This window comes from Thermoanaerobacter wiegelii Rt8.B1 (assembly GCF_000147695.2).
Taxonomy (GTDB): Bacteria; Bacillota; Thermoanaerobacteria; order Thermoanaerobacterales; family Thermoanaerobacteraceae; genus Thermoanaerobacter; species Thermoanaerobacter ethanolicus.
In genome coordinates this window covers 1,363,966-1,376,470 of record NC_015958.1, presented here as the reverse complement: position 1 = coordinate 1,376,470, position 12,505 = coordinate 1,363,966, and the positions used below count along the sequence as shown (strand labels likewise).

The following is a 12,505-nucleotide window of genomic DNA, read 5'->3' as shown; positions in this document are numbered from 1 at the left end:
TTTATCATTATCTAAGGAGGTTTTTTCTGATGATATCAGCACAAGCTGTAAAAGAATTAAGAGAACGAACTGGCGCTGGAATGATGGATTGTAAAAAAGCTTTAATGGAAGCAAATGGAGATATGGAAAAGGCCATAGATATTTTAAGAGAGAAAGGATTGGCTGCTGCTGCTAAAAAAGCAGGTAGAGTCGCTAATGAAGGCTTAGTTGATGCCTACATACACAGTGGTGGAAGAATAGGGGTTTTAGTAGAAGTAAATTGTGAGACAGATTTTGTTGCAAATACCGATGAATTTAAAAATTTTGTTAAAGAAATATGCATGCAAATAGCTGCCGCAAATCCAAAGTATATTTCCCGTGAAGATGTGCCACAAGCTGTTTTGGAAAAAGAAAGAGAAATTTTAAAAGCACAGGCGTTAAATGAAGGGAAACCTCAAAATGTCGTAGATAGGATAGTTGAAGGACGTATTGAAAAATTTTACAAAGAGAATTGCTTGTTAGAACAAGAATACATTAGAGACCCAGAAAAGACAGTGAAAGATCTGCTAAATGAGGCGATTGCAAAATTAGGAGAAAATATTGTAATAAGAAGATTTGTTAGATTTGAAAGAGGAGAAGGTATTGAAACTTCCTCAAATGAGTAATAAAATTAAATAGGCAACCACATAGGGACACGGTTGTGTCCCATTTTTATAAATTACTTAAAAGATTAAGAAGGATTTTCAAAATTTTTATAGAACTTATAAGAATGGGGTGTTATTGTGTTGTCAGTTGTTTACAAGCGAGTAGTTCTGAAAATCTCAGGAGAAGCTTTGGCAGGAAATAAAGGATTTGGAATCGATTTTGACACAGTTAATCGAATAGCAGACGAGATAAAAGAAGTGAAAGAAATGGGAGTTCAAATTGGTCTTGTAGTTGGCGGAGGAAATATATGGCGTGGAAGAGAAGGTATTGGGATGGACAGAACTACTGCAGACCACATGGGAATGCTTGCGACTGTAATTAATGCTCTTGCACTGCAAGATGCTTTAGAGCAACGGGGAGTTCCTACAAGAGTTCAGACTGCTATTGAGATGAGAGCAATTGCAGAACCCTATATACGCAGAAGAGCAATAAGACACTTAGAAAAAGGACGAGTTGTTATATTTGCTGCTGGGACAGGGAATCCCTTCTTTTCAACTGATACTGCTGCTTCATTAAGAGCAGCAGAAATAGATGCGGAGGTCATACTATTAGCTAAAAAAGTAGATGGAGTCTATGACAAAGACCCAAATAAATACAAAGACGCTGTAAAATTTAAAGAATTATCTTATTTAGATGTTTTAAACAAAGGTTTAGGAGTAATGGATTCAACAGCAACTTCTTTATGCATGGACAATAAAATACCAATCATAGTTTTTGACCTTACTACCTACGGAAATATAAAGAAAGTAGTAACAGGAAAAGATATTGGTACAATAGTGAAGGAGGTTTAAGTATGAGTGATTATTTAAAAGCTAGCGAAGAAAAAATGCAAAAATCTTTGAGCGTTTTAAAAAACGAATTAGCTGCTATAAGAGCAGGTAGAGCAAATCCTGCACTACTTGACCGAATTATGGTAGATTATTATGGTACCCCAACTCCTCTTAACAGATTAGCCACCATTACAGCTCCGGAGCCAAGAGTACTAGTTGTACAACCGTGGGATGTTTCAAAAATAAGCGATATTGAAAAAGCAATACAGAAATCAGATTTAGGAATTAATCCAGTTTCTGACGGTAAAGTGTTAAGATTAGTTTTTCCTGAATTGACTGAAGAAAGAAGAAAAGAATTGGTAAAGTTAGTTCATAAAAAAGCAGAAGAGGCAAAAGTAGCAGTAAGGCAAATAAGAAGAGATGCTAATGATGCTGTAAAAAAGATGGAAAAAAACGGCGAAATTTCGGAAGATGAAAGAAAAAAGAGAGAAGAAGAAATTCAAAAATTAACTGACAAATATATTAAAGAGATAGACAAAGCGGTGGAAGCTAAAGAAAAGGAGATAATGGAAATTTGACAGATTATTATAATAATTTCATAGGGATGGATTTACATAAAATAATAGAAAAATTACCTAAGGACTTAAAATTTAACGTTGTAGAGACAAAATCTATTTTTAAATATGAGGGTTCTCGTTTAAAAGTTGCCAGGATAAAAGAACAAAATAACATTCTTGAAATTACTGTTATTAGAATTTAATCCCCCTCTGACGAGGGGGTGCCCTTATAAAATGAGGAGGAAAATAAATGGTGTTTTTTAGACAAAAAAATAGAGAGTTGAGTGACAAGATTGATAAAAATAAATTGCCTATTCACATAGGTATTATCATGGATGGAAATGGAAGATGGGCTCAAAAAAGAGGGATGATGAGATTTTATGGCCATAAAGCTGGTGTTAATGCTGTAAGAGAGGTTGTAAAAGCTTCTAGAGAATTAGGGATAAAATATTTAACTTTGTACGCTTTTTCAACCGAAAACTGGAAAAGACCTAAAGAAGAAGTAAATTTTTTAATGGATTTACTCGTTGAATATCTCTCTAAAGAAGTAGATGAATTGAATAAAAATAATGTATTGATTAACTTCATAGGGGATATTTCCGTTTTACCACAGAAGTGTAAAATTGAAATAGATCGGGCGCAAAATGTAACAAAAAACAACTCTGGCCTTGTACTTAATATAGCGTTAAATTATGGCGGAAGAGATGAAATAGTAAAGGCTGTGAAAAAAATTTGCACAAAGATTTTAAATAAAGAATTGTCCATTGAGGAAATTACAGAACAAACTATAAGTGAAAATTTGTATACTAAAAACCAGCCAGATCCAGATCTTATAATAAGAACAAGTGGAGAAAAAAGATTGAGCAATTTCTTATTATGGCAATCTGCTTATTCTGAGCTTTGGTTTACAGAGGTACTGTGGCCGGATTTTGGCAAAGAACATCTTATTGAAGCAATATTGTATTACCAAACTCGCCAAAGAAGATTTGGGGGAGTATAGTAAGGAGTGGTAAATAAATATGCTAAAAACAAGAGTTATAAGTGCGATAGTAGGCTTGCCAATTTTATTTTTCATTTTAATAAAAGGGGGAAATATGCTTAAAATTGCATTAGTTTTAGTAAGCATATTAGGACTTAATGAATTTTATAATGCTACAAAAAATATTGGGGTACGGCCTGTAAAAATTTTTGGATACTTGTCAGCAATCCTTTTATATTTTTTAGAAAGTAAAATCGCAAAAGTAGATGTATTAGTTATAATCACAATGATGCTTTTTTTGCTGTTTTTGACTAATAAAAAATATAATCTCAAAGATTACGCTCTAACTTTAATGGGAATCATTTATATACCTCTTTTCTTTTTGTACATACAAAAACTTAGAGAAATGCCTGAAGGAATGTACATAGTATGGTTTGTTTTTATAGTCTCTTGGATGACAGATACTTTTGCCTATTTTACCGGTAGATTTTTTGGAAAGCACAAACTTGCTCCTACAATCAGTCCCAAAAAGACGATAGAAGGAGCGATTGGAGGAATCATAGGCTCTACCATAAGCTGTGCTGTATTTGTTTGGTTATTTCCTCAATCGAATGTCAGTATATATCTTTCTGTAATTATAGGTTTATTTGGCAGTTTGATTGCTCAATGTGGAGATTTAATTGCTTCCTTTATAAAAAGAAATTGTTACATTAAAGATTTTGGAAATACAATTCCTGGCCATGGAGGAATTTTAGATAGATTTGATAGTATTTTATTTGTTTCTCCTTTCATATACTTTATTTTTCAGTACTTAATTTAGAAAGGGATGTACTTCATGAAAAAGGTAATAATTCTCGGCTCAACTGGTTCTATCGGTACACAAACATTAGACGTAATAAAAAATTTTAGAGAAAATTTTGAAATAGTAGGACTTACAGCTTATAACAATGTAGAACTTTTATCGAAACAAATTAGAGAATTTAATCCTAAAGTTGTAGCAGTAAAAGATGAAGATAAAGCTAACCAATTAAGGGAGAATCTAAAGAAAAATGTCGAAATTCTAACTGGCAGCAAAGGGCTTCAAGAAATTGTGAAGTACGATGCCGATTTAGTGGTGGTAGCCGTAGAAGGGATTGCTGGCCTTATTCCAACAGTTACAGCTATCCAGAGGGGAAAAGATATCGCTTTAGCGAATAAAGAAGTACTTGTAACAGCTGGACAAATTGTGATGGATTTGGTAAAAAAGAAGGATATAACTCTTTTACCTGTAGATAGTGAACACTCTGCTATACTCCAATGTTTAAGAGGAAATGACAAAAAAGAAGTATCTCGATTGATTTTAACAGCCTCTGGAGGTCCTTTTAGGGGGAAGAAAAAAGAAGATTTGAGAAAAGTAACTGTAAATGAGGCTCTAAATCATCCTAATTGGAAAATGGGGAAAAAAATCACGATAGATTCTGCCACTTTGATGAATAAAGGGTTTGAAGTAATAGAAGCAAAATGGCTCTTTGACATTTCTGAAGATAAAATTGATGTGATTGTGCATCCCCAGAGTATAATTCACTCAATGGTAGAATATATAGATGGTAGTGTAATTGCACAATTGGCTACTGCCGATATGAGGATACCTATTCAGTATGCATTAAATTATCCTACTCGCAATTACATAAATGGAATAAATTTTTTGGATTTTTCTATTACAACTCAGCTAACTTTTGAAAAACCCGATTTAGAAACTTTTAGATGTTTGTCGTTGGCATATGAGGCTTTAAAAATTGGCGGCACGATGACTACAGTGTTAAATGCGGCTGATGAAATAGCTGTGTCACTGTTTTTAAATAAAAAAATAGAATTTTTACAAATAGCTGAAATCATAGAGGAGAGCATGAAAGAACATAATAATATACAAAATCCCACTTTAGATGATATAATAAATGTGGATAAAGAGGTTAAGGAAAAAATAGCAAAAAAATATATGAGGTGATACATTTTGACAATATTGATAAGTATAATTGTTTTAAGCGTTTTAGTAATGTTTCACGAATTTGGACATTTTATCGTTGCAAAACTTTCTGGAGCTAGAGTAAATGAATTTTCTATTGGCTTTGGTCCACGACTTTTTAAAAAGAAATACGGAGAAACAGAGTATTCTTTTAGAGCATTGCTATTCGGTGGTTATGTTGCTTTAGAAGGTGAAGATGAAAAATCTAATGACCCGCGGGCTATAGTAAATAAGCCTTGGCCTGTAAGGTTAGCTGTCTTTGCTGCAGGTCCTTTAATGAATATATTATTAGCTTTTTTATTGCTTTTTATTGTATTTTTTAATATAGGAAGTCCGATACCACAGGTAAAATCCGTAATGGAAGGCTATCCCGCTGAAAAAGCAGGAATTTTGCCGGGGGACAAAATTGTAATGGTAAATAATACAAAGATAAATACATGGGAGGAGTTAGAGAAAGCCATAAGTTCTAATGGAGAGCGAGTATTGACAATTGAAATTCAAAGGGGAAATCAAATTTTACAAAAACAAGTAAAACCAATTTTTGATAAAAACGCTTCAAAGGTAATGATAGGAATTGTTCCAGACTATGAGCGTTCTATCTCTCTTGCCTTTAAAACTGCCATCAATCAGACAATATATTTTTCGAAACTTATTATTTTGTCTCTTGTAATGTTAGTAACCGGAAAAGTCTCTGTCAATGATATTATGGGACCTGTGGGAATTGTTCAAGCTGTTGGAACAGTCGCTAAAACAGGTGTTATAAATTTACTAGCTTTTTCCGCTCTTATAAGCGTAAATTTAGGCCTTTTTAATCTATTGCCACTACCGGCTTTAGACGGTGGAAGGATTTTGTTTGTGTTAGCAGAAGCAGTAAGAGGTAAACCCTTGCCACCTGAAAAAGAAGGCTATATTCATTATTTAGGTTTTTTACTGTTGATTGCTTTGTTGATTTTTGCAACCTATAGGGATATTCTACGCATTTTTTAAAAGGTGATAAAAATGAGAAAAATTACTCGCGAAGTCAAAATAGGCAATAAAAAAATTGGAGGAAATAATCCAATTTTAGTTCAGTCTATGACTAACACGGATACCCACGATATTGAAAAAACAATAGAGCAGATAAAAAGACTAGAAGCTGAAGGCTGTGATATTATAAGAGTTGCTGTTCCGGATATGGAAGCAGCTGAAGCAATAAAAGAAATAAAGAAAAATATAAATATTCCTTTGGTAGCAGATATTCATTTTGATTATCGCCTTGCAATAAAATCGATTGAAAATGGAGCAGACAAGATAAGAATTAATCCTGGAAACATAGGAAAAAAAGAAAATATCAAGAAAGTGGTAGAAATAGCAAAGGAAAGAGGCATTCCTATTAGAATAGGGGTAAATTCCGGGTCTTTGGAGAAAGAAATATTAAGCAAATACAAGGGAGTAACCGCCGAAGCAGTTGTAGAAAGCGCTTTAAAAAATGTTTTAATTTTAGAAAAGTTAGGCTTTTATGATATAGTTATTTCGCTTAAAACTACAAATGTACCCCTTACTATAGAGGCTTATAAACTCGCTTCTTCAAAAGTAGACTATCCATTGCACGTAGGCATAACAGAGGCAGGCACCATTGAAGCTGGCACTATAAAATCTGCTATAGGAATAGGAACATTGCTTTATTTAGGAATAGGAGACACAATACGAGTTTCTCTAACAGGTGATCCAGTCCATGAGGTGAGAGTAGGAAGACATATTTTACGCTCTTTAGGTCTTTTAAAAGAAGGAGTCGAAATTATTTCCTGCCCTACCTGCGGCAGAGCAAAAATTGACTTGATAAAGTTAGCAGAAGAAGTAGAAAAAAGGACGACGAATATTAAAAAGCCCTTAAAAGTTGCTGTTATGGGATGCGTTGTAAATGGACCAGGGGAAGCGAAAGAAGCTGATATAGGCATAGCAGGAGGAGATAGAGAAGGAGTTATTTTTAAAAAAGGAAAGGTTTATAAAAAAGTTAAAGAAGAAGAATTAATAGAAGAATTGATGAAAGAAATTGAAAAATTACTTGAGGAGGATTCTTAATGATTTCTGTGGTAATCCCAGCTTTTAATGAAGAAAAAAATATTGGGAGAGTTTTGTCAGTCTTAGAAACAATAGACCTGATTGATGAAATCATAGTTGTAAATGATGGTTCTACAGATGACACTAAAGAACAAGCTCTAAAATACAATGTAAAACTTGTTGATTTAGAAAAAAATCAAGGGAAAGGAAAAGCGTTAAAAGCAGGAATAGATAATTCTAAAGGTGATATTATCGTTATGTTAGATGCCGATTTAATTGGACTTACTGAGAAACATTTTTTTAATCTTGTATCTCCTGTATTAAAAAATGAAGCAGATATGACAATTGGAATTTTTTCTGGTGGAAGAAAATCTACAGATTTTGCGCAAAAAATAGCACCTTTTTTGTCAGGCCAAAGGGCAATAAAAAGGCAGTTTTTAGAAAACATTGAAGAGATGGAAATCAGTAGATTCGGAGTAGAAATTGCTTTAAATAGACATGCTGAAAAGAATAAGTTAAGAGTGGTAAATGTGCCTCTTGAGAATATGAGTCATGTCATGAAAGAAGAAAAGCTGGGATTAATTAGAGGATTTTATGCGCGATTAAAAATGTATTTTGATATTTTAAAAATGTGGATTTAGAAAGAGGGATTTGATGATTCCAGCATCTTTTCCGCAGGAATTTGAAATAAAAAAAGTAAAACTGTTAAAAAAAGAGAGAAAATTAATTGTAAGCGTATCTCCCAATAATAACATAAATTCTCAGATAAGAAAATTCCAGGATTTTTTGTTTAATAAATTTCCTTTAATTAAAGAAGTAGAAGTCGTAGTAGAACAGGAGAAAAAATTTAATAGTCTTCAGGACATATTAGACAATTTTGAGGAAATAATCTTAAAACTAAGTGAAGAATACCCTGCTTCTCTTAGTTTTTTAAAAACCTGTGATGTAGTAACAGAGAATCAAAAGATAATAATTAAAGCTCCCAATGAAATAGTCTATCAATTTATAAAAAGCAATAACATTGATTTTGTTCTTAAAAAATTTCTAAAGGATAAATATGGGTTTGAAGCAGAAATAAATGTAGTCCTTTTAGAAGAGTTTGAAGATACAATGGGAAAAATAATAATGGAAGAAGATATAAAAGTTATTGAAGAAATCACTAAAAGCGGGCAGAAGCAAGAAACCGGCAAAACAACAGAAAAAATGGAGGATAAAGAAGATTTCCAAGTACTTTTAGGAAAAGAAATAAAAGCTGAAGCGATATCCATTAAAAATATTACTGCAGAAACAGAAGAAGCAATAATTGAAGGTGAAATCTTTTCTCTCGAATTTAAGGAATTAAAGTCCAAAATTTTAATGACTTTTGATATAACTGATTATACTTCATCAATCCTTGTAAAAGCCTTTTTAACTGAGGAAAAGTATAATTCTTTAAAAGAGAATATCCAAGTAGGCAGTTTTGTAAAATTAAGAGGGAAAGTTTTCTACGATAAATATGAAGGAGACTTGGTAATAAGTTTAAAAGACCTGCAGTTGATATCTCCAAAAGAAAGAAAAGATTTAAGTGAAGAAAAAAGAGTGGAACTTCACTTACATACTCAAATGAGCAGTATGGATGCAGTGGCCTCTGCAACAGAAGTTATTAAAAGAGCAGCAAAATGGGGGCACAAAGCCATTGCTATAACAGACCATGCAGTTGTACAGGCATTTCCAGAAGCAATGGAAGCATCTTATAAATACGGCGTAAAAGTCATATACGGGGTAGAAGGCTATTTAGTGGATGATGGTGTACCTATTGTAACAGGAGATACAGAAGCCACCTTAGAAGATGAATTTACTGTTTTTGATATAGAAACGACGGGTCTTTCCAATATAAATGATGAAATAATTGAAATTGGTGCAGTGAAAATAAAAGAAGGTAAAATAATAGATACCTTTGAAACTTTTGTTAATCCTAAAATTCCTATTTCTTCTTTTATAACAAAACTTACTGGAATTGACGAATCTATAGTTAAAGATGCTCCTTCTATAGAAGAAATATTACCTAATTTTTTGGAATTTTCTTCTAACAGTGTTTTAGTGGCTCATAATGCAAATTTTGATGTGTCTTTTATAAAATCTAAAGCTAAAAAATTTAATTTAAATGTAAACAATGCGGTTTTAGATACCTTAGAACTAAGTAGGCATTTATATAAAGATTTGAAAAATTACAAACTAGATACACTGTCTGAACACTTGCAGGTAAAATTGGAACATCACCACAGAGCAGTAGACGATGCTAGAGCTACAGCTGAAATATTTATAAAAACTATTGATAGGTTAAAAGAATTAGGAGTAAAAAAAGTAAAAGATATAAATGCCATATTAAGGGAAAGTGAAGTTGACATACGTAAACTTCCTGTCTATCATGTTACAATTTTGGTAAAAGACCAAAAAGGATTGAGAAATTTATACGAAATAATCTCTAAATCAAATTTAGAATATTTCCATAGAACACCTCGTATTCCCAAAAGTTTACTTATTAGTATGAGAGAAGGCCTTATCATTGGTTCTGCGTGCGAACAAGGGGAAGTTTTTAGGGCGATTGTATCTAACTTAGAAGAAAAGAAACTAGAGAATATTATTTCTTTTTACGATTATTTAGAAGTACAGCCTGTTGGAAATAATGAGTTTTTAATTGAAAAAGGAGAAGTAAAAAGCGTAGAAGAATTAAGAGAAATTAATCGAAAAATTTACCTTTTAGGTAAAAAATACAATAAATTAGTAGTAGCAACAGGAGATGTACACTTTTTAGATCCATGGGATAATATATACAGAAAAATTTTAATGGCAGGAAAAGGATATAAGGATGCAGATAGGCAACCACCTTTGTATTTTAAAACAACTGATGAGATGCTAAAAGAATTTGAATATTTAGGAGAAGAAGTAGCGAAAGAGATTGTAATTGATAACCCTAATAAAATTGCTGACCTTGTAGAAGAAGTAAAACCCATACCAGATGGAACATTCCCTCCCGTGATAGAAGGAGCTGAAGAGGAATTAAGAAAGCTTACTTTAGATAAGGCTCATGAAATATACGGCGACCCCTTGCCGGAAATAGTACAAAATCGCTTGGATAGAGAATTAAATTCTATAATTAACAATGGATATGCAGTTATGTATATTATAGCTCAAAAATTAGTGTCGAAGTCTTTAAAAGATGGGTATTTGGTTGGTTCTAGAGGTTCTGTAGGTTCTTCTTTAGTGGCTACTATGAGCGGAATAACAGAAGTAAATCCCTTACCCCCTCATTATGTTTGTCCAAATTGTAAGTATTCCGAGTTTATAACTGATGGAAGCTATGGTTGTGGTGTGGACATGCCGGATAAGACTTGTCCTGACTGTGGCACTTTGATGAAAAAAGATGGTTTCGATATACCCTTTGAAGTGTTTTTAGGTTTTGAAGGGGACAAAGAACCAGATATAGACCTTAATTTTTCTGGGGAATATCAACCTATTGCTCATAAGTATACAGAAGAACTTTTCGGAAAAGGTCATGTTTTTAGAGCAGGTACTATTGGAACTTTAGCAGATAAAACTGCTTATGGATATGTAAAAAAATATTTTGAAGAACGCAATTTAATAGTTCATAAATCAGAAATCAAAAGACTCACTATAGGCTGTACAGGGGTAAAAAGAACTACAGGGCAACATCCAGGTGGAATAATGGTAGTGCCAAAGGACAAGAGCATTTATGACTTTACTCCAATACAGCATCCTGCTGATGCCGAAGACACTGATGTTATAACAACTCATTTTGACTATCATTCAATAAGCGGAAGGCTTTTAAAACTGGATATTTTAGGGCATGATGACCCTACAGTTATCAGAATGCTTGAAGATTTAACCGGCGTTAATGCAAGGGAGATTCCTTTAGATGATAAAAAAACTATGAGTTTATTTACCAGCGTAGAAGCATTGGGAATAGATCCTGAAGAGCTAAATACTCCTGTGGGTACTTTAGGATTACCCGAGTTTGGAACAAAGTTTGTAAGACAGATGCTTATTGACACTCATCCTACTACTTTTGCAGAACTAGTACGCATAAGCGGACTTTCTCACGGCACTGATGTATGGCTTAACAATGCTCAGGATATAATAAGAGAAGGAATAGCTACGTTAAAAGAAGTAATATCTACAAGAGATGACATAATGCTTTATTTGATAAGCAAAGGCATGGACAAAAAATTGTCTTTCAAAATAATGGAAAATGTAAGAAAGGGCAAAGGTGTGGCACCAGAAGAAATAGAAGAAATGAAAAAACACGGTGTTCCCAATTGGTTTATTGAGTCTTGTCAAAAAATAAAATATATGTTTCCTAAGGCCCATGCCGTGGCATACGTAATAATGGCATTTCGAATTGCATATTTTAAAGTTCATTATCCAGAAGCCTTTTATGCTACTTACTTTACTGTTAGAGCAGATGACTTTAATTTAGACATTGTATTAAAAGGGAAAGACAGCATAAAAAATGCTATAAAAGAGATAGAAGCGAAAGGAAATAATGCTAGTCCTAAAGAAAAAAGCCTTTTAACAGTATTAGAAGTAGCTTTAGAGATGTACCTAAGAGGATTTAAGTTTATAAATGTAGACTTATATAAATCTGATGCAGTCAAATTTTTGATTACTGAAGAAGGATTGCTACCACCTCTTAATTCTTTAGAGGGAGTAGGAATACAAGCAGCCAAAACAATTGCACAAGAAAGAGAAAATGGCAAATTTCTATCTGTTGAAGATTTTAGAAACAGAACAAAGGTCAGTAAAACAGTTATAGAAATATTAAAACAGTATGGCTGTTTAACCGATTTGCCAGAATCTAATCAATTAAGTTTATTTTAGTGTTGCGTTGGTAAAAGGTGTATGCTATAATTGTTATGTCAACATAGATTTTTTGCACAAAGAGTGGGTTTTCCCACTCTTTAGTTTATATAATGAGAAATAAAAAGTTTTAGGAGGAGAAGGATATGTCCAAAATAGAACAGATTGCAAAGGATTTAGTAATGCCTGTTTTAGAAAAAAATAATTTTGAACTGGTAGATGTAGAATACAAAAAGGAAGGAAGCCACTGGTATTTGAGAGTCTATATAGATAAAGAAGGAGGTATTACTTTAGATGATTGTCAATTGGTTAGCGAGTATTTAAGCGATAGATTAGATGAAGTAGACCCAATAGAACACAGTTATATTTTAGAAGTATCTTCTCCAGGTCTCGATAGACCTCTTAAGAAGCCTCGAGATTTTGAAAGAAATATCGGAAAAGAAATAGAAATCTCCCTATATGCCCCTATTGATAAGAGAAAAAAGTTTGAAGGTGAACTTATAGAGTTTACTGGTGATAAAATAATTATTCTCTATAATGGAGAAAGAAAGGAATTTGATATGAAGAATGTAAGTCTTGTTAAACCAGTAATAAAGTTTTAAAATTAAGGAGGGAG

Annotated in this window: 12 protein-coding genes; all 12 read left to right on the top strand. The window is 32.9% G+C overall.

The annotated features are described in order from the left end of the window. The first annotated feature begins 29 nt into the window (after positions 1-29). Complete coding sequence (tsf, locus tag THEWI_RS06785) at positions 30-644, top strand: translation elongation factor Ts (RefSeq protein WP_014062895.1); 615 nt, start codon at positions 30-32, stop codon at positions 642-644. A 117-nt stretch (positions 645-761) separates the two neighbouring features. Continuing rightward, the gene (gene pyrH, locus THEWI_RS06780) at positions 762-1,475 is read left to right on the top strand and encodes a UMP kinase (RefSeq protein ID WP_039929376.1); all 714 of its coding nucleotides are present in this window, start codon (positions 762-764) and stop codon (positions 1,473-1,475) included. A gap of 2 nt (positions 1,476-1,477) precedes the next feature. Further along, the gene (gene frr, locus THEWI_RS06775; RefSeq protein ID WP_003869144.1) at positions 1,478-2,032 is read left to right on the top strand and encodes a ribosome recycling factor; all 555 of its coding nucleotides are present in this window, start codon (positions 1,478-1,480) and stop codon (positions 2,030-2,032) included. Next, entirely contained in the window at positions 2,029-2,214 is a 186-nt protein-coding gene (locus THEWI_RS06770) for a hypothetical protein (RefSeq protein ID WP_003866737.1), read from the top strand. Before frr ends, THEWI_RS06770 begins: the two co-directional genes overlap by 4 nt. A gap of 47 nt (positions 2,215-2,261) precedes the next feature. Beyond that, a complete protein-coding gene (locus THEWI_RS06765) occupies positions 2,262-3,011 on the top strand; it encodes an isoprenyl transferase (protein ID WP_014062894.1) in 750 nt (249 codons plus the stop codon). 19 nt (positions 3,012-3,030) lie between these two features. After that, positions 3,031-3,810, top strand: coding sequence for a phosphatidate cytidylyltransferase (locus THEWI_RS06760; protein WP_003869142.1), 780 nt, complete (start codon positions 3,031-3,033; stop codon positions 3,808-3,810). A gap of 15 nt (positions 3,811-3,825) precedes the next feature. Next, positions 3,826-4,974, top strand: a complete 1,149-nt coding sequence (locus tag THEWI_RS06755; protein WP_014062893.1) for a 1-deoxy-D-xylulose-5-phosphate reductoisomerase — start codon at positions 3,826-3,828, stop codon at positions 4,972-4,974. A 6-nt stretch (positions 4,975-4,980) separates the two neighbouring features. After that, positions 4,981-5,979, top strand: coding sequence for an RIP metalloprotease RseP (rseP, locus tag THEWI_RS06750; RefSeq protein ID WP_003869140.1), 999 nt, complete (start codon positions 4,981-4,983; stop codon positions 5,977-5,979). Positions 5,980-5,991: 12 nt separating this feature from the next. Beyond that, complete coding sequence (gene ispG, locus THEWI_RS06745; RefSeq protein ID WP_014062892.1) at positions 5,992-7,053, top strand: flavodoxin-dependent (E)-4-hydroxy-3-methylbut-2-enyl-diphosphate synthase; 1,062 nt, start codon at positions 5,992-5,994, stop codon at positions 7,051-7,053. Continuing rightward, the gene (locus THEWI_RS06740) at positions 7,053-7,673 is read left to right on the top strand and encodes a glycosyltransferase family 2 protein (RefSeq protein ID WP_014062891.1); all 621 of its coding nucleotides are present in this window, start codon (positions 7,053-7,055) and stop codon (positions 7,671-7,673) included. The genes ispG and THEWI_RS06740 overlap by 1 nt, the downstream gene beginning before the upstream one ends. A gap of 13 nt (positions 7,674-7,686) precedes the next feature. Next, positions 7,687-11,910: a PolC-type DNA polymerase III gene (locus THEWI_RS06735; RefSeq protein WP_014062890.1), complete on the top strand. Its 4,224-nt coding sequence runs from the start codon at positions 7,687-7,689 to the stop codon at positions 11,908-11,910. 125 nt (positions 11,911-12,035) lie between these two features. Beyond that, positions 12,036-12,491 carry a ribosome maturation factor RimP gene (gene rimP / locus THEWI_RS06730; protein WP_003869136.1) on the top strand — a complete coding sequence of 152 codons (456 nt, stop codon included), beginning with the start codon at positions 12,036-12,038 and terminating at the stop codon, positions 12,489-12,491. Positions 12,492-12,505: the final 14 nt, after the last annotated feature.

Excerpts from the sequence above, each read along its gene's own strand:
- THEWI_RS06760 (WP_003869142.1), top strand. The coding sequence starts at position 3,031 with ATGCTAAAAACAAGAGTTATAAGTGCGATAGTAGGCTTGCCAATTTTA.
- ispG (WP_014062892.1), top strand. The coding sequence starts at position 5,992 with ATGAGAAAAATTACTCGCGAAGTCAAAATAGGCAATAAAAAAATTGGA.
- THEWI_RS06765 (WP_014062894.1), top strand. The coding sequence starts at position 2,262 with ATGGTGTTTTTTAGACAAAAAAATAGAGAGTTGAGTGACAAGATTGAT.
- frr (WP_003869144.1), top strand. The coding sequence starts at position 1,478 with ATGAGTGATTATTTAAAAGCTAGCGAAGAAAAAATGCAAAAATCTTTG.
- THEWI_RS06755 (WP_014062893.1), top strand. The coding sequence starts at position 3,826 with ATGAAAAAGGTAATAATTCTCGGCTCAACTGGTTCTATCGGTACACAA.
- THEWI_RS06735 (WP_014062890.1), top strand. The coding sequence starts at position 7,687 with ATGATTCCAGCATCTTTTCCGCAGGAATTTGAAATAAAAAAAGTAAAA.
- tsf (WP_014062895.1), top strand. The coding sequence starts at position 30 with ATGATATCAGCACAAGCTGTAAAAGAATTAAGAGAACGAACTGGCGCT.
- THEWI_RS06740 (WP_014062891.1), top strand. The coding sequence starts at position 7,053 with ATGATTTCTGTGGTAATCCCAGCTTTTAATGAAGAAAAAAATATTGGG.
- rimP (WP_003869136.1), top strand. The coding sequence starts at position 12,036 with ATGTCCAAAATAGAACAGATTGCAAAGGATTTAGTAATGCCTGTTTTA.